Raw genomic sequence first — 26,954 nt, 5'->3', positions numbered from 1 at the left:
CGACAAACTCCGCAAAACCATGGAACCACAGGATGTTCCGCCGCGGTGGTCACTTGAACCAGGCGCGCACCGCCGCGTCGTCGTTCCTGCGGTAACGGTTGAACATGTCCTGGGTGGCCTTGGTCTGGGCGCGCTGATTCCATTCGTTGTTCGGATCGAGCGCACCGCCCGGGCCGTGGCATTGGGCGCAGAACGGGTTGCGTCCCTCCTGGATCGCGCGGTCGGCCAGCCGTTGGTCGTAGTAGAACTCACCGCGTGGTTGCAGCAGCGACCAGAGCAGCAGCGTGGCCGCGCCCGGCGGTGTCAGGGCTATGCCGTCCTTGACGACGGCCGCGGCGGCGCCGAGCACGGTGATATTGCCCGAGGTCAGCACGTCGGTCGTATTCGCGGCGGGATTGACCGATTGCGCGGCGGCATAGGCGTCTCCCGTCCTGAACAGGATGTACGCCCCGATCGCCGCGCCGACCAGCAGGCCCGCGCGGCCACCGCCCCGTGGACCGGCCCCGCGGGCCGCCCCGCCCAGATTCTTGGTGGCCGCCGAATAGGCCTCTCGTGTCGTGGTGGTGACGACGACTCGGCTGCGCAGCGCCTTCTCGGTCGCTGTCTCCGCCGCGTTCACCCATTCGGTGCGCGCGGCATTCGCCTCGGCACGCCAGGCGGCCACCTCGGCGGCCGAGGAGATGCCCTTATCGCTGTCATGCAGCACGCGCAGGGCCGCGCCCTTGGTATCCGATCCGATCTTCCCGGCCTTCTCCAGCTCGACGAGTTGGTTCTTGACCTGTTCGAGGTTTGCTGTGATATCGGCGACCCGTTTGGCCGGGACCTGATTGCGGGCCGAGTCGACGTGCCGGGCCTTGAGATCCACCACCTTCTTGGTGCCCTTCGGGGTCTCCTTCACCTCGTCGGGAATGGTCGTCTTGGTCTCGCCGGGGATCCGCCCCTGATAGTCGGTCTTGATCGGAGCGAGGCCCTTCTCCCCGCGGCGCGCATTGGCCGCGGCCTGATGATCCTTGCTGGCCTTCTCCATGCTCGCGCCCAATCCCTGCTCCTCTTTCCCGAAGCCGGTCGGATCGGAATAGCGCACCGGATTTCCGGCGGTATAGGCGTAGACATTGGTGCCGTCGATGAATTCGGCCGGGTCGCACTGAGTCCAGCGTCCGAGCCACGGTGCGTAGTGGCGGCCGGAGAAGTAGTAGAACCCGGTTTCGTCGTCGTGTTCCTTGCCGGTGTAGCGATACCGTTTCGGCGCCTCGGTGCCGCGACGCACGGCCTGATAGGTCGAGCCGCCGTAGGGCGCGTATTCCTCGTAGGAGATCACCTGCGCGGCATCGTCGAGTTCGAGACTCGTGGAATCCAGATGGTTTCCGAGCTGATAGCGGATCAGACGATCCGGCCCGGGGTCGCGGTCGTCGCTGTCGATCGTGCGGGTCTCCACCAGCGCGATGCGGCGCTGATCGTCCATGACGTGCAGGGTCTCGCGCTCGAGCACGGCGGTATCGTCGCCGAGGGGTCCGGGGTGGCGGCGGAAGATCTCGAATCCGTCGAGATAGATGCGCTCCTCCACCAGGCCCGGCGCCTTCCGCACCACCTTGCGCACGCGCTGTCCGGCGGCGTTGTACACGTAATGGGCTGTGCCGCTGCCCACTTCGGCGCGGTACAGGTGATCGCGGGCGTCGTAGTGCATGTTCGCACCGGAGGATCCGGCCCCGAGATGCGGCATGCGCACGATGTTGCCGTGCGCGTCGTGCCGGTAGTCCTCGACGTCCGAGCCGATCGTGGTGCGGCTCAGCCGATTACTCGTCTTGGACGGTTCGAGCTGGCTGGTCTCGTCGTAGTCGTAGGTTCGGGTCCAGCCCGGATACGCGGCGTTGGTGCCGCGATGGCGGACGCTGCGAATGTTGCCGACCGGATCGTAATCGTAGGTTTCGACATAGCGGGCCATGGCATTTCCGTCGCCCGGATGCACCAGCCCGCCGCGCTGTCCGAGATGTTCGCGGCCGGTGGCCTCGATCAGCCGGTAGAGCGCGTCGTAGCGATAGTCGTTATCCGGGTCGACCCGGCGGTTGTCGAAGAAGATCGTCTGCTGCGCGGTGTCGTGGATGTGGGTGATGTTGCCGGTCGGGTCGTAGGTGTAATGCAGATCCTGCAGGCGATGCGGTGGTTCGGGTCGTTCGGTGCGCAACCGGATCAACCGGAAGGTCAGCGGGTCGTAGTCGTAGTGGGTGCGCGCGCCGTTCTTGTAGACGATGCGCAGCCGCTTACCGTGGGCGTCGTAATCCATGGCGGCGACGCCGACCGGCGAGGGCGGTAGCGCGACTGGGTCCAGCATCGCGTCGGGTTCGCGGTCCAGTCCCAGCCAGATATCCACGCGCTCCAGCAGATTGGCGACATTGAACACCGGTTGCACGACGGTGCGGGTCGCGCGCGGCAGACTGCTGTGCGGTGCGATGGACTGCACGGCCCGATTGAGGGCGTCGAAACGCGCACTGTTGGTGAAGGTTTCCGAGTCCAGCGCGGGCTGGCGCGACCAGTCGGGCAGCGCGGTGGGATCGGTGAGCAGCTGCCGGGCGCCGCCCAGCAGATTGCCCTTGAAGTCGTAGCGCGCGTTGGTGACCACCCCGGCGAGATCGAAATGCCGATGGATGCGGGTGCGGAGATTGTCCCCGACCGCGCGATCCCGTTCGGCGGCGGGCGCGTTCGCGCCGGGCTCACCGTATTCGACCCGATCGATCAGGATGTCGCGATCCAGTGTGCGCGGATCGGAATCCGCCGTCGTGCCCCGGACCGTCTGCGTCACCTGACGGCGCAGCACGTCGTAGCCGGTGGTGAATACATGCCCGCGAGAGTCCCATGCCAGCACCGGATTTCCGTGAATATCGCCGAGCAGCCAGCGCTCGCCGGATTCCATGCTGTGCTGATGGATCCGATCGCCCAGTAGGTCGTAGGAGTACCGCATCACGATGCGGCCGAGGCGATCTCCGGCCTGTCGCACGGCGTCGCGCAGGGTGCGTTGATTGCCCTCGATATCGAGGGTCGTCAGGGTCGGCAGCGATTCGCCGCCGGTATTGCGGGCCACGTGCAGGTACGCGCGGCCGAGCGAATCGAGCCAGGTGGTTGTCGGGGTGTCCGCGTGGGCCGCGGCCCGGACGGCGGCCTCGCGCTCCTCGGGCCCGAGCGCACCGTCGATGCGCTGGGTGTACCAGGTCTGCCAATCCTGCGACAGGGCAGCGAAGTACGCGGCGACATATCCGCGGATATTGGGATCGGTGCGCGGATCGCCGGTCTGCGCGCCGCGCGGCGCGCAGGTGTCGTTGACGTCGTAGGCGATCTGCCGCCAGGGATGGACGATCACCTTGTCGTAGGTGTGATTCGGATACAGCGTGGCGATGACACGACCGGGCGGATCGTAGAACAGGATCGCGCTGACCCCGGCGCGGACATCATGTTCGAAGCGAGGGGTCGCGGTGAAGAAGGGCTCGTATCGGCGCACCGGTTTGCCCTTGTTGTTGTAGATCGTCCAGCCGCTGGCGATCCACCGTGCCGCGACCTCGGCGGCGGAGCCGTCCGCGCCGATCATCGGACCCGGTTCGGCCTGGGCCTTGTGCTGGATCTCGCGGCCGAAGCCGTCGGAGTAGGTGAACGCGTGCTGGATTCGCGTCCGCTCGCCCGGCGCGAGATCGGCCAGATGGGTTTCGCGGGCGAGCGCGTAGGCGACGAGCGGCTGCGGCCGTGGCGAATCGGCGGTGCGCTGGAAGGCGTTGCGGTCGTAGACCACCCGGGTGGTGGCGCCCGCGAGGATCGCGCCCGGATCGGCGAGCGGGTCGGCCAGATGCGCGAGGATCGTCGCGTCGTCGAGGTCGGCGTCGAATCCGTCGAGCGAATCGCCCTCGGCCCGTTCGGGTTTGCCCATGATCGCGGTGCCGACGACGAGGCCCAGGATGTCGTAGGCGACCGCGGTGCGATTGCGGTTGGGATCGGCGAGCAGCCGCGGCTGCAGCACCCGGTAGTCGTGTCCATCGGGCAGCACCGTGCCGTCGGCGGTGCGGGTCCCGGCCGTGCTCAGATTGCCCAGCGGGTCCCGGTTCGCCGTGATCAGCAGATCGTAGCGGTCGTAGTCGACGTGGCTGTCCGCGCCGAACGGGTCGGTGAAGCGGCGCGGGAGGAAGAAATGCCCTTGTGCCAGGGCCGATTCCACGGCGGGCGGATCGGTCGGGTCGGGGGAGTAGGACAGGTGCCCCGACGGGATCCACCATCGGGGCGTGTCCTCGTCGTCCGGGAACAGGCCTCGGGATATCTCCTCGGTGGTGTCGGTGTAGCCGCAGCGCGGGCCGAGTACCGCCGCCGGATCGGGCAGCAGATTCTCCACGGTGCCGTCCGGGCGCGGTCGCCGGTACACCGCATCGATCAGCCCGGCGGTCAGGGCGAGGGTGTAGTGGGCGTAGGGCAGTGCGAGAGATTCCATGGCGCCCAACGGAAGTGCCGAGGTGAGGTCGTCGGCGCGGTAGAGCGTGCGGGTGTGCTCGATGATGCGCCGATAGGGCGCCGGGGTCGTCGCGCCGAGGTGATCGGTGTCCTCGTAGGGCAGATCGTGGTGGCCGTCGCTGGCCGTATCGGCGATGGCTCGCATCTGCGCGAAGTCGAACAGGCCGGTGCCGCGGCACGGTTCGGGGAGGTTGACCATTTCGTAGGTGCGGGCCTCGGCGGACATCGGCGTGCGATGTGCCGCCGGTGTGTCGACGGGATTGGTGTAGCGGCTCTCGGCGAGTGTGGCGAGCGTATCGCGTTGCGCGGCAAGCAGAGCCGGTTCGACATCGGTCCGGTCGGTGGTCCGGCGTCCGTAGCCGAGGGATACCGACCGCAGCACATTGCCGAAATCGTCGACCCGCAGCACGATCTCGTGGCCGATCCGGGGATCGGCGGTCCGTTCGTAATGCGCGGTCACCGTCTCGCGGGCGTGGACATGCACGACCGTATGGATCCGGTCGACATCGGGTGGCAGCTGCGGCGGATCGGGTTGCAGCAGTTCGATGGTGTAGTTGAATTCGGTGATCGTGTACGGGCGGCCGGCGGCCTCGGTGTCGTCGAGCGCGTAGATCTCCTGACGCAGCGGGCAGCCGTGCAACGCCCGCACGGCCTGGCGGCGTTCGTCGTCGGAGGGCCGCCACGGGATCGGTGCGCGGCCTGTTCGGCGCACGGTGCTCGGCAGCGGGCTGTCCGGGAGCGCGAGGCCGGTCTCGCGGTGGTACTCCGCGTCGTACACCCTGCTGACCGGTCCGAGACCGTGATAAGCGCCGGTGTGAAACCAGGTGCGGGTCAACACGGGAGGCACCGAGGCGGCCGGATCGAGGTTGGATCCCGCCTCGCCGGTCAGCGCCGCGACGATCTCGGTGTCGTACTGCTCGACCATGCCGAATCCGCGGAACTCCCGCTCGACTCCGTCGAAATACCCGTGGTGATAATGGTATTCGCTGGTGAACCGGTTGCCGCTGATCCGGTCGAGGACCTCGACGCGGTCGACGACCTGCACCGGGAACGGCAGCCGGGTGCGCCACGGTCGCCCGGCCGCCCGGTCGGAGAGGTAGAACTCGGTCGAGGACCGGTAGCGGATCCGGGTCTGCGCGCCGAGATTGTTGACGACCGAGGTCAGCAGATGCGGTTTGCCGCCGCTCATCAGATCGAGGTACCGCAGCGCCCGGCCCTGGTCGGCGGGCAGCGGACTGGACCACACCAGGCAGATGGTCCCGGTGCCGAGCAGATCGATGGCCGAGACGTCGACGGTCTGATCCAGATGCGGGAACGCCGTATCGAGCCGCCGTGGTGCGCCGAATCGGTTACCCGCGTGATTGAAGTACAGCGCGACCCCGCGACGATGCAGATAGATCAGATCGGTCGTGCCGGACCCGTCGATATCGGCCAGCCGCAGCCGGCGGTGATCGAACTGATCGGGATCGTCGAACCAGGGCGAGTCGTCCATCGTGATCCGCGCGCCGAACCGGCCGTAACCGAGATTGGGCCAGTAGCAGGTCTCGCCATTGCGGACGCGGATCAGATCGACCAGGCCGTCGCCGGACATATCGGCCAGATAAAGGGATTCGGTGGCGTCGGCGAAGACCAGGCGCGGCCCGGACTCCTCATCGGTCTTGGCCGGATAGGTGCGCCGCGGCGCGCCGAAGCCGTTCTCCGCGGCCGACGGCCACCACAGATAGGTGTCGTCGCCCGCCAGCAGCAGATCCGCGTGCCCGTCCCCGGTGAGATCGATGAAGCGCAGATCGGTCGTGTCGTCGATGCCGACCGGCAGCGCAGGGAAGGGCCGGAATCGTTGCCAGCCACCGGAATCGGCGCGATCGTAGAAGCCCGGGGTCGGTCCGGCGAAGTCGACCAGGTCGAGATGGCCGTCCCCGGCCAGATCCATCAGCTGCTGCCGCCCGCCGCTCAGCTGGGCCAGCGAGGGATACGGCGAGATCCGTTGCAGCGGACCGAATTCGGCATTGCCGAGATTCGGGGTGTAATACCACGCGTCGCCCTGTTCGGTGAGGACACCGGCGATGCCCTCGCCGTCGAGGTCGACGAATCGGTAGGCGCCGCCGATCCCGGCCGGAAGGTTCTCGAGATGTGCCGGATCGACGAGCCGGATGTGGTCGTCGATCTCCGGTCGCGAGTACTCGAACAGCAACGGTGGCAATGATTTCCGTGCCGGCGTGCCCTCCGGATCGCGCCGGTGACCGGATGCGGTGACCGAGATCAGCAGTGACGCGTCCGGATTCTCGCGGTAACCGAATTCGGTCGAATGGACCAGGCAGTCGGCGCCGGCGGTCGGCTCATCGGGGAAGTGGTGGAACATCAGCACCCGTCGGCACAGCCGATAGGTGCGGACCTCGAAACCCGCGCGATAGCTGGAGAACGGGTCGGGACGGACCGCCCACGGCCGATCGGCCCGCGGTGTGGGCGCGTCGGGGTCGTGGTCGCCGTAGTCGAAGACGACCTCGAACATCCAGTCGTCCGGATCGGGGTCGAGACAGCGGGGGGTGCGGTTGCCGTAGCGGATGCGCGCGAGGTAGCGCCCGGCGCCGCGGTCACCGGTCGTGCGATTACGTTCGTGCACAGCGGGTTCGACGCCGGTATCGTCCTCGGCCACGTAGTCGTAGCGGATCATGTTGCCGCGGTCGTCGTAGCTCGAGCTGAGCAGCCACTGGAAGATGCGGGTCGGATCGTGCGGATCGGCCACGCGGCTGTTCGCCTCGGCGCCGTAGACGGCGGTGATGTTGTCGGCGGTGATCGTGCGCCAGTGGATGTCACCGGTGCGCGCGGTGGTCCAGCGTTCGATGCGGGCGAACGCGCCCTCCACGCGCGGGCGGTAGCGGTGGATCCGATACTCGACGTCGTCGACGATCCGATCCACGCGCATCCGCCGCCATATCCCGTCGTCGTCGACGAGTTCGGGCACCAGATCCTCGGCGCCGGACAGGAGGAAGACATCGGACTCCGGATCGTCGCAATAGGTCGGAAGACCCTTATCGGTCTTGCGGGTCACCGCCGGTAGCGACAGACCCCAGCTGAATCCGAACGGGCCGTTGCCCGCCCCGGAGTCGTAGGACAGCGACAGCTGCGGGCCGAATCCGCCGCGGCCGGAACTGGTCGCCAGCGGCACGGTCATCGAGGCCGTGCCGGTCACGGGATCGGCGGTGAACTTCTCGCCGATCCCGCGGATCGCGCCGCCGCCCTTGGGCAGGGTGATGGCGGGCGGCACCGTGAACGCGTCGGCATGCTTGCCGGACGTATTCGGTGTCGCGGACTCGCGTCCGGTGGTGTGCTTATTCGAACGGTCCTGTGCCGGAGCCGAATCGGGCTCGGTCGGTCTCATCCGCTCGGTCTCGGGCTTACCGATCGGGTGCTGGGTGTCGTCGGGCATCCGCCGACGGGTGTCGTCGGTCATCGGTCGTGCCCCCGCCCCGATTGGTGCCCGCAGCCGCACGTTCCGCAGCCGCATACGCCACGGTCACCGCATCGGCACGCCCGCCGGTCGCCGCAGTGGTCCGCGGGTTCGGCGCAGTAGTCCAGGAGAAGGTATGCGTCGCAGACGGTTCCGGCATCCTCGGGAATGACGAAGGTGCCCAGGCTGGTCGGCCGGTCCGCGGAGATCGGTCCGAGCGGGCGATGGCCGGTCAGGTCGACCTCACCCCAGAACAGACCCGGATATTCGCTGGCCGCGATGCAGCGCACCAGGATTCGATCGCAGTCGCACGCACCGTCGCAGCAGTGATGGCCGTGCGGCAGGAACCAGACGGTGAGATTCGCGCTCGGCTCGGCGCAGGGGGCCTCGAGGAGGATCTCGACGCGGTCGACGGAGCGGACCCGTTTGCCGGGCACGAACGGGAACATCGCGCCGAACAGCCGCAACTCCAGTTCGCGCCGCCCGCCGCGCAGGCCGTTCCACACATCGGGCTGATCGTGGCGCACATCGATCAACCGCTGACCGTCGCCGGGCAATCGGCTACGCGCGGCCGCGGCGGCGGCGGTGCGCAGCGGATCGCCGCCCTCGCGCGCGGTGTAGTTCACATGCAGCACGACATCGGCGAGGGTGTCGAAGTCGAAGTAGTTCGTCTCCGTGGGCAATTCGATCCGCCAGCGGCTCACCGCCCCGGCGAATTCGAACGGCAGATACCGCTCGTCGCGGAAACTGAGTTCGAACAGGCCGCTGTCGTTCTGTCCGCTGGAGGTGGCGATCGCCTCGGTGGCGGTGTAGGCGCGCACGATGCGCGGATCATCGATCCGGGCGGTGTAGCCGTCCGCACCGGGAGCACTGCAGTGGCAGGGGTCGGGTTCGGGTGCGCAGCAGCAGCTTTCGGCCGTGTCGCAGGTGCATTCCTCGGTGCAGCAGCCGTGCGCGGCCGGGGTGAGGCGCGGATCGATCCGGGTGCTGTGCGACAGCTGCGTGAGTCGGCAGTGCACACCGGAGTACGGTCCGGTCACGCACGGGATGGTGACGGTGATGTCCTTGATCCGCCGCAGGTAATGACCCGGATAGTCGAGATCGAACATCCATTCCGGAATCTCGATCTCGATGGCGTGGCCCCGCTGCAGCCGCAGGAACTCCCGCGGGAAGTGCAGGCGCAGCGAAATATGTTTGGTCAGTTCGTATTCGCGGCAGTTCTCGTCGATATACGCCTTGTCCATACTGCGCACGGCGAGTACGAGCCGATCCGCGGCGAGCAGTCCGTCGTGCAGCGTGTCCCAGGCGTCGCCGGGCACGAACGTGCGTGTGGTGTAGCCACGTTCGTAGTTGAACGCGCGTTCGGCCTGACGGGCGGCGCGGTGGGCGAGCCGATAGGCCTGTCGGTACAGCGCCGCGGTCTCCCGTTGCAGATACAGATACAACTGGTCGGCGGTGAACTTGTCGCGCAGGAAGTCCTGTACGGCACGGGAGTTGTCGATCTGGCGCCGATAGTTGTCCAGCTCGCGCAGCGCCTGATCGCGGCGGCGTTCGGCGCCGAGGATCTGACGTTCGATCTGCTCGATCTCGATCGAGGTCACCTCGCTCTGCACCTGCCAGTCGACCTGGCGGCGATCCCAGTTCCCCTCGGTCAGCTCCAATCCGCCCGAGGTCGAGGCGATCTCGCCGAGCGAATTGGCCAGGCGCGCACCGCTGGCGAAGACGCCGGCGAGTTTCGTGCCGATCGGCAGCTGCATGTAGAACAGGGGTGTGCCGCCGAATCCGGCCACGCCGTTGAAGATGTCCGGCGTGGAACCGACGGCCTGGGCCACCGCCTCCACCGCGGTACCACCGGTCCGCAATCCGATCGCGGTGCCGGTCAGCGACTGGTAGCCCTGTTCCCCGGAGTTCAGGCCGCCCGAGAGCAGCGTCAGGTAGTTCCGAAGTCGGCGCTGCGCACCCTGTTTCGTCTTGTCGAGGGCCTGCACCTGCCAGTCGGCGTCGCGGACCGCGTTCTGTCGTTCGGACAGGGTCAGTTCGAGCAGTTGCAGTTCCTGCGCGGCGCGCACGCCCGCGAGATACTCCGCATCGCCCTTCTCGTACGCCGACAGCAGTGCGTTCGCGAGAGTCCTTGCCTCGGCGGCCAATTCGGCGGCCTTGCCGACCAGTACGGTGAACCGGTACGGCTCACAATCACAGCAGCAGCCCGCTTGCGCGCCGCAGGCGCAGCCCGGGGCCCGGGGTGAATCCGCTCCGAAGTACGGCATATCGGTGTCGGGGCGGCCGTTGCGGTAGCGCCGTTCGGTGAGCCCGGCGGAGACCATGGCCGCGCGATCGGCGGTGCGATCGTAGAGCGCGATCAGCCGGGGGTTGAGGCGTGCCTGCCGGGGCGTGAAGGTGTCGACGGTCTGCACCGCATCGTCGTCCTGGCCGACCACGGTCACCGGGCGTGCGCCCAGGATCCGGGCGATGGTGTCGAGCAGGACGTCGGCCTGCCGGAAGCCCTCGGGTGTGTTCCGGCACAGATACGCGTCGGCCCAGTCGAGCATGGTCTCCAGATAGGCGAGCAGGATCGCCCGCTGCCGGGCGCGATCGTCGCTGGGGGCGATCGTTGCACAGCACGTGTCGCCGTCGCCCGAAGACAGTGCGGCCGTGACGTTGTCGGTGGGTGGGCGGCGTCGATCGCAGTCGGTCCAGCCGTTGTCCGCGGCCAGCGGCGGGCGGACGAGTGCGTACCAGTCCAGGGCGGAGTCGAAGCGGCAGTCGGCGCGGAGTGCGCCCGCGACCGTGGTGGCGACCGCGAACGGGGTGAGCGGTTCGACCGGAGCTCCGGGGCAGGTGAAGGCGAAGCGGGGATAGGCATCCAGCCCGCCCGGCCCGGGCGCGGGATCGCCCGGTGGTACCAGCAGCGGCAGCGCCCGCGCGGAATCGGTCGCCAGGTCGTAGCGGAATCCGGGATTCACCGGATCGGTGTAGCCGGTCGGCCGAACCCCGACCGCCGCCTGGGCGGAGTCGACGATATCGAAGCGCAGGGAATCGGCGGTGCGACCCAGGAACCGCAGCCGCGGATCCTCGGTGAACGACGGGTCGACGATGATCGGGTCGGCACAGCGACGCGGCGGCTGGAATTCGCCGCGGTGCAGCCGCGACCAATGCAGATATACGACTCGGACCGGCGGCCAATCCAGCAGCGCCGGAAGGGTTTCGGGCCGATGCCAATCGCTGGTCTCATCGGCGTCGGTGACACCGATATCGGCGTTCTGCGGGATCGGCGGATCGTCGGAGGCGCTGCGCGTCCAGAACGCGGGATACTCGGCGCCGGTCTGCAGCCAGAAGTAGTACTCGTCGATACCGGCGGTGTGCGGATGCGCACAGCCACAACAGGAGTCGACATCCGGCGGGCACGGGCCCTCGAGGGCGTCGACCGGTTCCCCGGCGGCGGCGAGGCGGACGAAGCTTCCGCCCAAGCGAATCGCCGCGCGAATCCACAGCGGCAGCCGGGCCTCGTCATCGGGAATCGGAGCGAGGGCATCGAATTGCGCTGCGGCGTCCGGTGTCGCGAGCAGATCCAGATTCTCCGGAATCGGCCCCGGCGTGAGCAGCGCGACGGTCGTCGACGCGCGCCGACCCCGCGTGGCCCGTGCGAGCGGTCCGACGGCCGGATCCGCGGGCCACCAGGCCCGGGTGGTCGGCGTCGCGACCGTGAGATCGCCGCGGCGCAGCTCGGTCTCGAGGATGTGGAAGGCATCCACGCGCCGGGCCCGGGCGAGCTCATCCCATTCGATCCAGTTCTCCCGGTAGAGATCTCGTTCGGTGCAGCGCTGCCACTGCCGGAAGGTGGCGAATCGGTCCTCCCACAGCTGCCGCAGCTCCGGCGACAGCACGAAATCGGGTTCCAGACCGAGCCGGGTGCGCTGCACGAATCCGTGGACCGCGCTGATCGCCTCCTCGATCCGCGAGGCGCGCACGCCGGTGCCGGTATCGATGTCCTGCAGCAGCACATCGCCCAGATCCTCGGAGCGCCGGGCGAATTCGCCGGGCGCATAGGGCAGCGGGACACGATCCATGCCGCACAGATACGCGATCAGGGCGGTGCGGGCGCGCAGCCGCAGCTCGTCGTCGAGGCCCCGCAGATCCTCGTAGCGACGCGGCGCGCCGTTGTCCACGCAGCCGCTGCGGACGAAGTCGGTGAGACTCTCGCCCTGATCTCCCATCGCGGCCGGATCGTCGGCGGCCCACGTCGCCGGGAGCGCGTCGGTGATCCGCACCGGCGTGAAGCAGTGCTGTACCGCGTCGAGCCACAGCGCCGCGCGCTGCACGCGGATCGCCCACGCCTCCGAGGTCAGATCCGCCGAGGTGACGGTGTAGAACTCGGGGGTGTCGAAGTAGGTGAGCGCCAGCGGCGGTTCGGTCTCGGCGTAGGCGGCATCGATGCCGAGGTGGCGCACGAGTTCGGCGGCGAGATCGGGTTGATTCTCCGCGGCCTCGTAGAACAGCCGCCACGCGGGCCGCTGCCGTGCGGCATAGGTGTCCGCGCGCAGCTGCACGTAATCGTGCAGGCGTTCCCAGAGATCGCCGAAGGCCGCGATGCGCGCGGCCGAGGGCGCGGACCGCTGATCGGCTCCCGGATCGGGCGGCAGATACGGATCGTCCACCGGGAGCAGATTGGGATCGAACCAGACTCGGTGCGTACCGAATTCGTCCGATCCGGTGCGCGGATGGGAGGTACCGGCGAAGGTTTCGGCGTGCTCGAGCAGATAGCTCAGCTCGGATTCCGGATCGGTCGGCAGCGGATGGGCCGATAAGCCGAACCGGTGCACGAGCAGCGCCGCCTTGTACGCGCGCTGATAGGTGCCGCGGATATCGCGCAGGCTGCTGGTGTAGCGGGCCCGCAGGTAGCCCACCGCGGGGTCGCACGAATCCAGATCGACGCCGAGCGGTGCGTCGACGCGATCGCGGTACAGGCGTCGGGCGGGAATCGTGACCAGGGTGCGGTCGGTGTCCGGCCCGCGGTACTTGAGGTCGAATCCGGTGTGCCGCGGGCGGATATCACCCGGACCGGCGAAGGTCGGTTCGGTATGGGCGAAGTCGATGGTGATCGCGTAGACGCCACGGCGCAGGTTGATCCGTCCGGACCGGTAGTCGGCGGCATCGTCGGTGTCGGGCCAGTCGCGATCGAGCAGCAGCCATGTCTTCTGCCCGCGCCCGAGCCGCACCCGCCACCGATGCCCCGGACAGGCCTCCGGATCGGGCGTCTGCCCGTCCGGAACCGGTGCGCCGGCGGCGAATTCGTACCAGCCGGGCGTCTCCACCAACAGCGATCCCGACCACGTGACGGTGAACGGCTGCGCCCCGAACAGCGGCTCACCATCGGAATCGCGGAACGCGAAACCGTTGCGAACCTCGGCGAAACGCCGCTGCGCGGTGTCCAAAGACAGGTCCAGAGACGGGATTACGGTCGGAACGGGCGCGTTGGCGCGATCGCGGTCGACGCCGAATGCGACCATCGGCCGCCGGATCTCCCGCCAGGTGAGTTCCTCGTCGATGCGGTACTCGCCGAGCAGTCCGGTGCCGACGAGACCGAGCAGCGCCGCGAACGCGCCGCCGGTCGGCCGGACCGGCCAGGTCACCGCCGGGGGCGGGTCGGCCTCCCAGGACGAGCCCGCGGCGGCGTTCTCATCGCCCCACAGCGAGCGCAACAGCCGCCAGGTCTCCGCGGCGCACAGATGTCCGCGCTGCTCATCGGACGCGGCGTTCACATGGTCGGTGAGATGGTCGACGATGCGATGGCAGCGATGGTGGAAACGCGCGAATTGCCGCTGGAACCAGGCGAATCGCTCCTGCTCGTCCGCCGCGCTCACCAGCCGATCGACCGCGGCCTCGAAATCGTCGAACAGCAGCGCGAACGGCGCCAGCACGGCGCGGGGCGCGAAGTAGAGGGTCTGCACGGCGGTCTGCTCGACCCCGCTCAGCTGGCGGATGCCCGCGAGCTTGTCCAGCACCGCGGCGTCGCGCAGCGGCAGTTCGGTCCACAGCGTGTCGGATCCGTTGTGCCGGAACGGGCCACCGGGCGGGGTGTTCCACATCGCCGGATCGGTATCGGCCGCGGCGAGCGGCGTGGTGAAGCGCCGGGCGCCGGGAACCGTCGCGATACCCTCGGCGGCCAGCACCGAGGGGAAGGAATGCGTGCCCACCGCGGTGAGCGGATCGCCGGATGTCGCGGGGTCGTAGCCGAAGGTGTCGGCGAGGGTCGTGGCGATCCGCGTCCACGTCCACGCGGCCGCCTCGCCAGGACCGACCTCGATCTCGAGCAGTTCCCGTCGCAGCTCCCACAGCGCGAGATCGTCGGCGTCATCGGGTAATTCGAGCGGATCGTCGGCGGCGTCGTTGGCCGACTGCAGCTCGAACGGATCGTCGCCGTCGAGATGCTGATCGGCGAACAGGTACAGCACCTCGCCGACGGTGAACTGCGACACCTCGAGTTTCACCAGCCATTCGACGAACCGCAGCGTCGCGGCCGGCCGGGACCACCAGGTGTCACCGGGCACGGCCGGATCGAATCCGGCGAGCACCGACAGCGGATCCAGGTTGGCGGGAAGCAGTTTCGTGAGTTCGGGCTGATGTTCCAGATCGGGCCGCAGGCAGTGCGCCACGCGTTCGATGTTGTCCAACAGCGTGCGCACCGCCCAGGTCCAGTGCACCGAATCCGGTCCCTGCCACAGGGCGAGCAGATGGACGCGGTTCGGGACCTCGGAATCGGTGGGCGGGTGATAGTCCGGATCGCGCAGCGGCAGGCAGAGCAGCTCGCGCAGCAGGGTGAACGAGGCGAGCTGCCGGATGAAGTCGGGATTCACCGAACCGTCACGGAACAGCTCACCGTCGGTCGCCACATCCGCGAGATCAGCGAATGTCAGTGTCGCGCAGGCATTATCGCGCAGTCTCCGCCACAGTCGGATGAACACCGCCAGTGGGCGTAGCGCCGCGGCGGGGGAGCGGCCGAAGTCGATCCGGATATCGTCGAGGCAGCAAGGCTCGCAGTCGGGGAAGGAGGACGAGGGCTGGCCCTCGGAGGTCCGCCTGCGGAACGGGACATAACCCGAGCGCCACAGGTCCAGGAACTCGCAGTACGTCAGGCCGGTGCGGGTGAGGAACTCCGGCAACTGCGACACCACATCGGTCCACCGCCGGGTGCCGGGGAAGCCGTACACCTCCGGCAGCGAGAGCTGTCCCTGGGTCGGCTTATCCGCCAGATCCTGGGTAAACAGCAGCTGGTATTCGTCGGGGGTGATCCGCAGATACTCCAGCGCGATCGGCAGCCGCAGCGGATACCGCCACTGGTGCGCGGCGAAATCGGCGGGTTCGTGTTCGGCGTCGAGGGCGAATTCGGTGATCTGGTGGCGGAATACGCGCATCACGGAAAACCGTGAGGTGCGCAGGTATTCGAGATAGGAGCGGTTCACATCCAGCGGCTGCGAATACGGCAGCCCGGGCGCGGTGAAATCACTCCGCAGCGCCTTATACGCGCCCGGCGCCGCGACCGGTGTTGCCGGAGAGGAGTATTCGGGAATCGCGGCGAACAGGGTCTGCGGATCGTGCCGCCACGGATCGCCGCCGATATCGTCGGGGCCCGTGGCGAGTGCGTGCCCGTCGAGGAAATCCCCCGCGGTGTCGTGGACCGCGCCCGCGGGTGCGGTCTGCGCCGCGACCGCGGCGGTGGCCGCCTCGAGGCTTTCGTTCACCAGATCCAGGGCGGGCACCGGGGTGTGCAGATTCGCGGCCGTCGCCGCGAGCTGACCGAGCGGGCCGCGGCGCGACGCCAGCAGCGCGCCGAGCCGGTTCACATCGCCCGGTTGCAACGGCTGCTCGCAGGTCGAGGCGGCCGAGATCTGCAGCAGCTCGGCGAGGTATTGCACCGGACCCAGCGGTGAGAGATATTCGGGCGGAATGCAATCGGTGAGCGCGCCCTCGGGATTGACCGGATTGAACTCGCCCGGATCCTCGACCGGTGTCCCGCCCGAACCCTGTGCGTTGCGGTAGATATCGGCGGCATAGGGATAGGCGACGCTGCCGGTGAGCGCGTAGGTGAAATCGGCGAGGCTGAGCGCGGCGATCGAGCCGATTCGTGAGAATCCGCGCGCGTACAGCGCCTCGGTGAGCGAGAAGTGCAGTTCCTTGTCCCCGACCTCGGCGGTGCACTGCCACAGTTCGGTGATCGTGACGATCGCCTGATGCAGCCATGCGGCCGCGGCCGGATCCCCGGGGAACACATCGGCCGCCGCGGCGGTGATCGACTCGTCGACTCCCGGCGCGGTCAACGACACCGTCGTGAACGAGAACTCCGCGCCGCCCGACCGTGCCGGATAGGCCGACAGGAATTCCGCGATCGCATCGAATCCGGATCCGGGCAGCGTCGGCGGCGCATCGATCGCCGGTGTGGGGCCGGTCGGATTGACCGTATGCACGGTGAAGAAGGTGCGCAGATGCCGGATGAACGCCTCGGCGCGCTCGGCCGGGGTGCCCGGTTTGGTGAAGTCGGGCAGCAATTGCGGTCGCGTGGCGAAGAAGTCGCGCCACTGTTGATCGGTGAGCGCGATCAGTCCCGCCACATCATGCACGCCCAGATCGGTGCCGATCGCCGCGATCAGCGGATCGAAGGTATTGGTGATGGCATCGAGGACCAACCGCAGATACGCCGCCTTCTGCCCGGTCACCACGCCGTCCCAGAAGGCGTCGTCGATATCGGTGCTCGCGCCCTGATATCCGAGCCAGCCGTTGATGATGACATCGATCGGCGGCTCGACCGTGACGATCGGCAGACCCGACTGCGGCCCGCCCAACGCGGCGAGCCGGCGAGCGGCTTGATCCCCGGTGAACGTCGGGGGCGGCGGCGTGGTGGGGACGGTGTACGCCGCGACGGGCAGCCCGATCACGCCCGCGTCGACGGCTGTCGCGAGCGCGGCGAGCGTGCGTGCCTCACCTGCCAAACGTGCTGTGTCGTACCGCTGCCCGGCATCGACCTGATTCGGTACCGCCGCGGACAGGGCATAGAACACCGCCGCCGGAACCACGAATCCCAGGGGCGTGGGCGTCCCCCCGGCCGGGGGCGGGGCGGGCTGCAGGGCGAGCTGGGCGGTGGGCACCGTGGTGGCGGCCGGATCGATGATCAGCGGCAGATCCAGTACCGCGCGGGCGGCGCGGATACTCATGAGCTCCTGCAGCACCGCCGCGCTCGCGGAGAATACGAATCCCGCCAGCGCGACCACCTCGCCGTCGTTGGTGGCGTAGTAGCTGCTGCGGTCGGCCTCGAATTGCGCACGCGCCTGGTCGATCTGATCGCTCGATACACCGGGGATATCCGGCGTCGGCGTCGTGTAGAGCAATGCGGCGGCGGGAATGACGAGTTTGGGCTCCGGCGGCGGGAATACCGTTCGGTTCCAGACGATCTCGGACGCCACATACTTGCTCTGCGCGGCCGTGAGCGGTGTATTCGCCGCACACAGGGCGGCCAGCGTCGTCGCGCCCGGATCCTTGGCGAGCACCAGATCGATCGCGGCCACCACCTGATCGAACGGCGGCGGGCTGCCGTCCTCGGGCAGATCGACCCGACCGAGCGTGGGATCGAAGCCCGCGCCGTTGGGTGGCAGTGTGACATAGGCGCTTTCGACGGCCCCGGCGTAGAACTTCTTGCTCTTGCTCAGATTCGCCCGGTCGGTGACCTCGGAATCGGTGACGTGGATATTGAATTCGATGCGCCGATCGAGGATCGCCTGGGACGCGTGGGTGATCTCGAGCCGGATGTCGAAGGCCGTCGGATCCGGATACTCCGGATGGTTCGGCAGGGGATCCACCACGATCACCGCGGTCGCCCCCGACAGCGCGGTGCGCGAGGTGCTGCCGCCCTCGGTCTTGTCCTCCCAGTGCTGGAAGATCTGCTTCTGCGTCACATCGATGAGGTCGTCGCCGAACCCGCCGAGATCCACCAGACCGGTGGCCGTGCCCAGCGCCGTCTCGACACCCGAGAAGGTCTGGTCGAACGCCTTGATCGTCAATCCGTCGAGCACATCGCGGAACTTGTCGGCCGCGGTCGGCTTCGACGGGATCAGCGTCAGGATGATCAGACTGATATTCGCCATGGTGACCCCCGCCCTTCCAGGGCGCTCGGTGGCCGGCGGCATACCGGGCCTCGGATCGCCCATATTTCTCCGAGCGATCGGCCGGGGAACGAGTAGCGGGCTACTCGAATTCGCGCGGCGCTGCCTGCGGTTTTCCGGTCACCGCCGAGCACAGCGCGGCCACGCCGCCGTCATCGGTGTCGAAGTGGTCGAACCCGTCGGGTACACCGATACCCAGGAACGACACCGCACCCGCCGCTGCCCCGCGCACTGGGGTCCGCACCGCGGCGTGGATATCGCGGACACCGGTGGCGGCGATGACCTCGCGCGCGTTCGACGCCCGGATGCCGCCGCAGGCCATGATCGCGATCCGATCGTCGGCCTGCGACACCAGCGCGGCGATGGCTGCCGCCCCGTCGATCGCCGAATGCCGCGCGCCGGAGGTGAGCACCCGGGCGAATCCGAGCCGGATCGCCTGATCCAGAACGCGGCGCGGCGATGCGCTCGCGTCGATGGCGCGATGCAGGGTGACCGGCCTGCCCTCGGCGGCCTCGATCAGCGCCGCACACGCCTCGGTGTCGAGCAGACCGTCCGCATCCAGCGCGCCGAGGACCACCCCGTGCGCACCGGCACCGACGGCGGCACGGATATCGCGCGTCATGACCGCGATCTCGACCGGCGTATACCGAAAGTCGCCCGGCCGCGGGCGAATCAGCGGATGCACCTCGACACCCTCGGCCCGCCGCACCGCGAGTTCGAGCAGCCCTCGACTCGGCGTGAGCCCGCCTTCGGCCAGCGCGCCGCACAACTCCACCCGATCCACCCGGTACCGCGCCGCGATATCGACCCCGGTGATCGTCTCCACGCTGATCTCGATCCGCACCTACTACAGATAGCACCCGGATGTCTCGCTGACCGGATCGATCTTCTGTAACAGGTTACAGAAATGCCCGGAATCAGTACCGTGGTCGGCATGGACTACGGGAAACTGTTCATCGGCGGCGCCTGGGTGGAACCCGCCGGTTCCGAACGCCTGCAGGTGATTTCGCCCGCCACCGAGGAGCCGGTGGGCAGCGTTCCGGTGGTGACCCGCGCCGATGTGGATGCCGCGGTGGCGGCCGCCCGGCGCGCGTTCGACTCCGGGCCGTGGCCGACCCTGCCGCCCGAGCAGCGGGCCGAGGTGCTCACCCGGATCGCCCGGCTGATCGAGGAGCGTTCCGCCGACCTGATCGCCGCGTTGTCCGCCGAGACCGGCGCGCCCGCCGCCACCGCGATCACGCTCAACCAGTTGCCCGCCGTCGCGGCACTGGATTCCTATGCGGCCCTGGCGAAGTCGTTCCCGTGGACGGAGACGCGAATCGGCCCGTTCGGCACGACGCGGGTGTCGCGGGAGCCGATGGGTGTCGTCGCCGCGGTCACCGCCTGGAATGTGCCGATCTTCCTGGCGGCGAACAAGCTGGCCCCCGCACTGCTGGCGGGTTGCGCACTCGTGCTCAAACCGGCGCCGCTGACCCCGTTGTCCACCAACCTGTTCGCCGAGATCTGCGCGCAGGCGGGCCTGCCCGAGGGCGTGCTGTCGGTGCTGCCCGCCGAGGCCGACGTCGCCGAATACCTGGTCGGGCATCCGGGCGTGGACAAGGTCACCTTCACCGGCAGCACCGCGGTCGGCCGCAGGGTCGGCGCCCGGGCCACCGAAGGGCTCAAGCGGGTCTCGCTGGAACTGGGCGGCAAGTCCGCGGCAATCCTGTTGCCGGATATGGATCTTGCCGCATCCATTCCGGGCCTGGCCTTCGCGGGCCTGCTCAACAGCGGGCAGGCCTGCGTCGCCCAGACCCGCATCCTCGCCCCGCGCGGCCGGTACGACGAGATCGTCGACGCCCTGGCCGACCAGGTGGCGACGATGCGCGTCGGATATCCGGATGATCCGCAAACTCAACTGGGACCGCTGATCTCGCGGCGTCAGCGCGAGCGCGTGGAGGCCTACATCGCCACCGGCCGAAGCGAGGGCGGACGCGTCGTGGTGGGCGGCGGGCGCCCCGCCGGACTGGACCGCGGCTGGTTCGTCGAACCGACCGTCTTCGCCGATGTCGACAACTCCGCGACCATCGCGCGCGAGGAGATCTTCGGCCCGGTGCTCGCGGTGATCCCGTACGCGACCGAGGACGAGGCGGTGGCCCTGGCCAACGACTCCGAATACGGTCTGGCGGGCTCGGTCTGGACCACCGATATCGAACACGGCGCGGCGATCGCGGCCCGCATCCGCACGGGGACCTACGCGATCAACTGGTACGCCTTCGATCCCGGCTCACCGTTCGGCGGATACAAGAACTCCGGCATCGGACGGGAGAACGGTCCGGAGGGTCTGGACTCGTTCTGCGAACAGAAGTCGTTGCTCATGCCGATGGGGTGGACGCCTTAATCCGCTGAGCCGATCCCACCGCCGTCGAGCACCCGGACGCCGCGAGCGCGGCTACGCCGGAACCGTTGTGTCGGCGACCGATTCCAGGATCGGCGCCAGGCGGCGCAGCTCGGCCAGGTGCAGGCGGCTCAGGGCCCGCAGGCTCCGCGACCCCGCCTCGGTCAGGGCCAGGCGGACCGCCCGGGAATCAGTGGCATCCGGAACCCGCAGCACCAGGCCGGATTCCACCGCGCGATCGACCAGGCCCACCGCGCTATGATGACGTAGCACCAGATACTCCGCGACATCCCGGATGGTCGGTCCGTGCTCATCCGGATGCCCCTTGATCGCGAGCAGCAGCTGGTGCTGAGCGGGCGTCAATCCGACCTCACGCGCCTGTTGCTCACTCCACCGCTCGAAGCGGCGCAGCGCCGTGCGGAACATCAACAGGCTGGCGTAATCATGTAGGCCCAGCTCGGACATCGGATCTCTCCTCGCATCGATGCGACCCACCTCCGTTCGTGCCCCAAACGTGAGGTGCCTCAACAGATTCTATCGTGCTACGATAAAAGAATATCGCGGCACGATACATTAGCGGGAGGTGGACGGCATGCCTCTGGAGATCCTCGCCGGCACGCTGTGCGTGATCTATCTAGCGGTAGTGGTAGCGATGCTGCTGATCGGCCTCGCCGGTCTCGCGGGTGCACCCAGGCCGCCACGCCGCGACAACAGACCGGCACCACCGCCTCGCCGCGGGAGTACCCGGAATCGGTGAGGCCCACGCCGAAATTCAATTGCGCGTAGCGATGCGCTGCCGGCGACGGCCACCCGTACCGGGTTCTGGGGGTCGGGTGGCGGCCCGTCGGCGGTAGACGATGAAGGGCCACTTCAGTCGCGTTCCCCGGCTGTCCGAACTCGCCCACGCTCGAGGCGTCGGACGAGTCCGGCCAATCCGGCCAACCGGCCCAGCGAAAGCCAGCCTCCGCCAACTTCTTTCGCGGTAAGACTCTTGCGTGGTCCCGATCACACCGGGTACTGTGCAATGTCACACCTCACATAGCACTCACTGTGGCACTTCGCTCTTCGATGGAGGCTTGTATGTCCCAAACGATCTCCTCGGCCGAGACCAGGCCGTGGCACGGTGTTCTGGTCGCGACGGCACTGCCGTTCGCCGACGATTACTCGGTGGATTACGACGCCTACGCGGAACATGTGCGCTGGTTGGCGGATAACGGATGTCACGGCGTGAGCCCCAACGGATCACTGGGGGAGTATCAGACCCTCGACGACGACGAGCGGGCCCGAGTGGTGCGCACCGCCGTCGCGGCGGCGCCCGCGGGATTCACGGTGATGCCGGGGATCGCCGCCTACGGCGCGCTGCAGGCACGTCAATGGGCCGAACAGGCCGCCGAGGCCGGCGCGCAGGCGGTGATGCTGTTGCCGCCCAACGCCTATCGAGGCGGGCGCGAGGTGATTCTGGATCACTACCGGACCGTCGCGGCGGTCGGCCTGCCGATCGTCGCCTACAACAATCCGATCGACACGCGGATCGATCTGACACCCGCGATTCTCGCGGAGCTGCATGCGGAGGGCCTGATCGTCGCGGTGAAGGAGTTCACCGGCGATGTCCGTCGGCTCTACGAGATCAAGGAGCTCGCACCGGGATTGGATGTGCTCGTCGGCTCCGACGATGTGGTGCTGGAGCTGGGCATCGCGGGCGCGGTCGGCTGGATCGCGGGCTATACCAACGCGATTCCGCGCGCCACGGTCGAGCTGTACAACGCCTCGGTGAACCGGGATCTGGACAAGGCACTGCCGCTGTACCGGGATCTGCACCGGCTGTTGCGATGGGATTCCAAGACCGAATTCGTGCACGCCATCAAGCTGTCGATGGAGGTGGCCGGACGGCGCGGCGGCCGATGCCGCCCGCCGCGCGTCCCGCTGCCCGCCCAGATCGCCGCATCGATCACCGCGGCCACCGAGGCCGTACTGGCCAAGGGATATCGGTAGACAACGAAAACTCCGACGGCGCACACGTATTCGAGGGAGCATCCGATGACCGACAGTGTGGTCCAACCACTACCCGATTCGACGATCGAGGAGGTCGAGGCGGTTGTCACCGCCGCGGCCGCCGCGGCCGCGCCGTGGGCGGATCTGGATCCGGCCGCCCGGGCCGGGGTCCTGCGCGGCATCGCCGACCGGCTCGACGCGCACGGCGCCGAGCTCGTGGCGCTGGCGATCGCGGAGACCCGGCTGGCCGAAGGGCGGCTGACCGGTGAACTGCGCCGGACGAGTTTCCAGCTGCGCCTGTTCGCTCAGATCGCGCTCGAGTGCGACTTCCTCGACATTCGCATCGACCCGCCGGATCCGCAGTGGCCGATGGGTGCGCCCCGTCCGGACCTGCGCCGGATGAATGTGCCGCTGGGCTCGGTGCTCAACTTCGCGGCGAGCAACTTCCCCTTCGCCTTCTCCGTCGCCGGCGGCGATACGGCCTCGGCCCTGGCGGCGGGTTGTCCGGTGATCGTCAAGGCCAGCCCCGGACATCCGGCGCTGTCCCGCAGGGTCGGCGAGCTGATAGCCGAGGCACTCGGCGAATTCTCCGCTCCCGCAGGCGCATTCGGTCTCCTCTTCGGGCGCGAGGCCGGGGTGCGGGCGCTGACCCACCCGGCGGTGACCGCGGCGGCGTTCACCGGATCCACCGCGGGCGGGCGCGCACTCTACGACCTGGCCTGCCGCCGGCCGGTGCCGATCCCGTTCTACGGCGAATTGGGCTCGATCAACCCGGTATTCGTGACACCGGACGCCGCGCGCGCCCGAGCGGCGGAGATCGCGGCGGGCCTGATGACCGCGGTGAGTTCGAGTGCGGGGCAACTGTGCACCAAGCCCGGACTGGTCGCGATCCCCACGGACGCACCGATATTCGAGGCGATCACCGATCTGATGCGCACGCATCCGATGCCGACCGGGCCGATGCTCAACGACGAGATCGCCGCCACCTTCAGCGCTGCCGTCGACCGGATCCGCTCGCATCCGGAGGTGCGGGTACTGGCCGGTGGCGGTCCCGGACAGGCATTGATGCTGGCCACGTCGGCACGGGCGGTGCTGGCCACGCCCACCGCACTGCTGCACGAGATGTTCGGTCCGGCAACGCTGTTGGTCGGCTACCGCGACACCGGCGAACTACTGGACCTGGCGCGGGCGGTGGGCGGCCAGCTGACGGTGTCGATCTTCGCCGACCGTGCCGACGACACCGCCCGCGCGCTGATCGCGGCCGCGACGGCCGCGGCGGGGCGGGTGCTGTGGAACGGCTGGCCCGTCGGGGTGTCGGTCACCCACGCCCAACAGCACGGCGGCCCGTATCCGGCCACCACGGCGCCCGCGGCGACATCGGTGGGCAGCGCGGCGATTTCGCGGTTCCTGCGGCCCGTGGTGTACCAGGATATGCCCGACGAACTGTTACCGCCGGAACTGCGGTCGGACAACCCACGGGCGGTGCCGCGGTCGATCGACGGGGCACGACCGCGATGACCGATGTCCTGATCGTCGGCGCGGGGGTGATCGGATGCGCGCTGGCGGAACGGCTTTCGCGATCCGGGGCATCGGTCCTGGTCTGCGAGCAGGGAGCCGTGGCGTCGGCGACGACGGCGCACGGCGAGGGCAACATCTTGATCTCGGACAAGGGCCCCGGACCCGAACTGGCGTTGGCGCAGTGGTCTCGCCGACTGTGGCCCGAGGTCCTCGGCCGCATCGGCGAGCGGCTGCCCGGCGATGCGGCCGCGGTGGAATGGGAGGCCAAGGGCGGCATCGTGGTCGCCACGACCGGCGCGGGCGCCGACGCGCTACGCACGTTCGCGGCCGACCAGCGTAGAGCCGGAGTGCGCTGTGAGGAACTCGATGCCGACCGGCTGGCCGTGGCCGAGCCCGCGCTGACCCGCGACGTCCACGCGGCGATGTACTACCCGGACGACGCCCAGGTCCAACCGGCCGGTGCCGCAACCGCTCTGCTCGCGGCGGCGGTCTCGGCCGGAGCGGTGGTCGAGACCGGATGTGGTGTCCTCGGCCCGATCCTGCGGGACGACCGGCTCCTCGGCGTACGCACGACCCGAGGACCGCGATACGGCGATGTCGTGATCAATGCCGCGGGGCCATGGTCGGGTGCGGTGGCGCGAATGCTCGGGGTGCCGATCGCGATCCGGCCGCGGCGCGGCGATGTGCTGATCACCGCACCCCTGCCGCCGACGGTATTCCATAAGGTGTACGACGCGGATTATGTGGGCGCGGTGGGCAGTTCGGACGGCGGCCTGCAGTCCTCGGCGGTGGTCGAATCCACCCGCGGTGGTCCTCTGCTGCTCGGATCGTCGCGCCGCCAGTGCGGATTCGACGATCGCCTGCGCCCCGACAGCCTGGCCGCCATCGCCCGCAAGGCCCTGCGCCTGTTCCCGATACTGGCCGAGGTGGCAATCATGCGGGCCTACGGCGGGTTTCGCCCCTACGTCGACGACCACCTCCCGGTCATCGGACCGGATCCACGCCTGCCCGGCCTCTGGCATGCGACCGGTCACGAGGGTGCGGGCATCGGATTATCGCTGGGCACCGCCGAACTCGTCGCCGACGCCCTGGCCGATCGCCCCGCCGAGATCGACCCGGCGGCATTCCGGGTCGACCGCCCGGCGGTCCTCGGCGCGATGGAGAGGATCACCCGATGAGCTCTCGGCTCATACCCGCGGGGAGCGACCCGGTCGGCCGCCGCGACCAGCCATTGGCTGTCACCATCGACGGTATCCCGATATCCGGTGTGCGGGGGCAGACCCTGGCCGCGGTGCTGCTGGCCGCCGATCGCACGGCCTGGCGCACCGCGCCCGGCGGGGGTGGGCGCGGTGTGTTCTGCGGTATCGGCGTCTGCTTCGACTGCGTCGCCACGGTCAACGGCGTGCCCGATATCCGGCTGTGCCGACGTCCCGCCCGGGACGGGGATGTCGTGGTCACTCAGTCTCGTGAAATGTGTTCTCCCGCAACGGATGGAGGTGTGTGATGACTTGTCATATCGTCGTGATCGGCGGTGGCCCCGCCGGTATCGCCGCCGCCGAGGCCGCGTTGCGCTGCGGCGCGACCGTCACCCTGATCGACTCGAACGAAAGCCTCGGCGGGCAATACCACCGCCGCATCCCGGCCGCGTTCGGCGTTCGCCACCCGCTGCGCATCGGGCACGGATACGCGGCCGCCGAACGGCGAGCCCGCGGACTCGCCGGCCATCCGCGCTGCACATATCTGTCCTGGGCGGCGGTCTACCAGATCGAGCCGCGGCCCGAGGGCGGTTGTCCGGTGGTCCGGCTGCTGCGGGGCATCGAGGGCGAACAGCGCACGCATCACGAAATCCGGGGCGACGCACTGATTCTCGCCACCGGGGCCTACGACCGGGTGTGCCCGTTCCCGGGCTGGGATCTGCCCGGCGTCTACACCGGCGGGGCCGCGCAGACGCTGGCGAAGACGCAGCGGCTCCTCGTGGGGCGATCGGTGCTGGTCTCCGGAACCGGACCGTTTCTGCTGCCGGTCGCGCAGTCGCTGGCCGACGGCGGCGCCCGGGTCGGGGCGGTCCTCGAGGCGAATCCGGGCCTCGACATTCTGCGGCGGTGGAGCGCCCGGCCCTGGCAGCTGCGGCACAGCGCCGCGAAGGCCGCCGAACTCGCCGAATACCTCGCCTGCGGTGTGCGCCACCGCATTCCGCTGCGCACCTCCTCTGCGGTGATCGCGGTCGCCGGAGACGGCCGCGTCGAGGAGGCCACCGTCGCGCGGCTCGATCACGACTGGACACCCGTTCCCGGCACCCGGGTGACCGTGCCGGTGGACGCGGTCGCGGTCTCCCATGGATTCACCCCGCAGACCGAACTGGCCGTCGCCGCCGGAGCCCGACTGACCGCCGACGGATTCGTCCGCGTCGATGACGCCCAGCGCACCACTAGCGAATCCGTCTGGGCCGCAGGCGAACTCACCGGAATGGGCGGCGCCCAGGTGGCGGCCGTGGAGGGCATGGTCGCCGGTATCGCCGCCGCCGGAGCCGACCCCACCGCGGACCGCGCCCTGCGTGCTCGCCATCGCGCCGCACGGCAATTCGTCACCCGCCTGGCCACCGCACACCCGATCCGGCCGGGCGTCCTGGGCTGGTCCGCCGACGATACGGTCGTATGCCGGTGCGAGGGAACGACTCGCGCCGATCTCGTGGCCGCCTGGTCTCGAACGACGGGCGGCTCCTACCGCGCCACCAAGCTCATCACCCGCGCCGGTCTGGGCCCCTGTCAGGGGCGAATGTGCGCGGCAACCATCGATGTCCTGCGCAACCACCATCACCCCGGCGATGAATCGCCGCCGCTGTCAACGCTTCCGGGCCTGACCTCGCCCACCTCTGCCCGACGTCCGTTGGCAGCCCCGATCCGCCTGCGCGAATTGGCCGATCTCGACAACGAAGGATCTCGTAATGACCAGCGGTCGAACCGTTTCCACGAGTAGCGGGGAGGCC

General features: G+C 68.9%; 9 protein-coding genes and 1 pseudogene. 6 read left to right on the top strand and 4 right to left on the bottom strand.

Features of this window, described 5'->3' with window-relative positions; translation table 11 throughout:
- Positions 1–49: 49 nt before the first annotated feature.
- The 3 genes from ACIA76_RS02960 to ACIA76_RS02950 all read right to left on the bottom strand — a co-directional run bounded on the left by ACIA76_RS02960 (position 50) and on the right by ACIA76_RS02950 (position 18,925).
- Positions 50–7,933 carry a SpvB/TcaC N-terminal domain-containing protein gene (locus tag ACIA76_RS02960; RefSeq protein ID WP_397147702.1) on the bottom strand — a complete coding sequence of 2,628 codons (7,884 nt, stop codon included), beginning with the start codon at positions 7,931–7,933 and terminating at the stop codon, positions 50–52.
- Complete coding sequence (locus ACIA76_RS02955; RefSeq protein WP_397147700.1) at positions 7,930–18,063, bottom strand: neuraminidase-like domain-containing protein; 10,134 nt, start codon at positions 18,061–18,063, stop codon at positions 7,930–7,932. The genes ACIA76_RS02960 and ACIA76_RS02955 overlap by 4 nt, the downstream gene beginning before the upstream one ends.
- 100 nt (positions 18,064–18,163) lie before the next feature.
- Positions 18,164–18,925: a copper homeostasis protein CutC gene (locus tag ACIA76_RS02950; protein ID WP_397147698.1), complete on the bottom strand. Its 762-nt coding sequence runs from the start codon at positions 18,923–18,925 to the stop codon at positions 18,164–18,166.
- A 90-nt stretch (positions 18,926–19,015) separates the two neighbouring features.
- On the opposite strand from ACIA76_RS02950, the gene ACIA76_RS02945 reads away from it, so the two are divergent.
- Positions 19,016–20,461, top strand: a complete 1,446-nt coding sequence (locus ACIA76_RS02945; protein WP_397147982.1) for an aldehyde dehydrogenase — start codon at positions 19,016–19,018, stop codon at positions 20,459–20,461.
- Between the two features lie 51 nt (positions 20,462–20,512).
- Here ACIA76_RS02945 and ACIA76_RS02940 read toward each other — a convergent pair whose 3' ends face one another.
- Positions 20,513–20,923 (bottom strand): MarR family winged helix-turn-helix transcriptional regulator, encoded by a 411-nt coding sequence (locus tag ACIA76_RS02940; protein ID WP_397147696.1) that lies wholly within the window; start codon positions 20,921–20,923, stop codon positions 20,513–20,515.
- Positions 20,924–21,538: 615 nt separating this feature from the next.
- On the opposite strand from ACIA76_RS02940, the gene ACIA76_RS02935 reads away from it, so the two are divergent.
- The 5 genes and pseudogenes from ACIA76_RS02935 (at position 21,539) to ACIA76_RS02915 (ending at position 26,944) form a co-directional block, all read left to right on the top strand.
- The gene (locus ACIA76_RS02935) at positions 21,539–22,450 is read left to right on the top strand and encodes a dihydrodipicolinate synthase family protein (RefSeq protein ID WP_397147694.1); all 912 of its coding nucleotides are present in this window, start codon (positions 21,539–21,541) and stop codon (positions 22,448–22,450) included.
- Positions 22,451–22,483: 33 nt separating this feature from the next.
- Positions 22,484–23,968, top strand: a pseudogene (locus ACIA76_RS02930) (aldehyde dehydrogenase (NADP(+))); the annotation flags it as partial.
- Positions 23,965–25,146 carry an NAD(P)/FAD-dependent oxidoreductase gene (locus ACIA76_RS02925; protein WP_397147692.1) on the top strand — a complete coding sequence of 394 codons (1,182 nt, stop codon included), beginning with the start codon at positions 23,965–23,967 and terminating at the stop codon, positions 25,144–25,146. The pseudogene ACIA76_RS02930 and the gene ACIA76_RS02925, both read left to right, overlap by 4 nt.
- On the top strand, positions 25,143–25,472 hold the full coding sequence (locus ACIA76_RS02920) for a (2Fe-2S)-binding protein (protein WP_397147690.1): 330 nt from the start codon (positions 25,143–25,145) through the stop codon (positions 25,470–25,472). The genes ACIA76_RS02925 and ACIA76_RS02920 overlap by 4 nt, the downstream gene beginning before the upstream one ends.
- On the top strand, positions 25,472–26,944 hold the full coding sequence (locus ACIA76_RS02915) for an NAD(P)/FAD-dependent oxidoreductase (RefSeq protein ID WP_397147688.1): 1,473 nt from the start codon (positions 25,472–25,474) through the stop codon (positions 26,942–26,944). Before ACIA76_RS02920 ends, ACIA76_RS02915 begins: the two co-directional genes overlap by 1 nt.
- The last annotated feature ends 10 nt before the right edge of the window (positions 26,945–26,954 follow it).

This window comes from Nocardia sp. NPDC051570 (assembly GCF_044454005.1).
In the GTDB taxonomy this organism is placed as follows: Bacteria; Actinomycetota; Actinomycetes; order Mycobacteriales; family Mycobacteriaceae; genus Nocardia.
Note: the sequence above shows the minus strand (reverse complement) of the source record. Positions and strands in the feature narration are given on the sequence as shown.

Bases quoted from the DNA above. Each gene is read 5' to 3' on its own strand.
- ACIA76_RS02960 (WP_397147702.1), bottom strand. From the start codon at position 7,933: ATGACCGACGACACCCGTCGGCGGATGCCCGACGACACCCAGCACCCG.
- ACIA76_RS02955 (WP_397147700.1), bottom strand. From the start codon at position 18,063: ATGGCGAATATCAGTCTGATCATCCTGACGCTGATCCCGTCGAAGCCG.
- ACIA76_RS02945 (WP_397147982.1), top strand. From the start codon at position 19,016: ATGGACTACGGGAAACTGTTCATCGGCGGCGCCTGGGTGGAACCCGCC.
- ACIA76_RS02940 (WP_397147696.1), bottom strand. From the start codon at position 20,923: ATGTCCGAGCTGGGCCTACATGATTACGCCAGCCTGTTGATGTTCCGC.
- ACIA76_RS02935 (WP_397147694.1), top strand. From the start codon at position 21,539: ATGTCCCAAACGATCTCCTCGGCCGAGACCAGGCCGTGGCACGGTGTT.
- ACIA76_RS02925 (WP_397147692.1), top strand. From the start codon at position 23,965: ATGACCGATGTCCTGATCGTCGGCGCGGGGGTGATCGGATGCGCGCTG.
- ACIA76_RS02920 (WP_397147690.1), top strand. From the start codon at position 25,143: ATGAGCTCTCGGCTCATACCCGCGGGGAGCGACCCGGTCGGCCGCCGC.
- ACIA76_RS02915 (WP_397147688.1), top strand. From the start codon at position 25,472: ATGACTTGTCATATCGTCGTGATCGGCGGTGGCCCCGCCGGTATCGCC.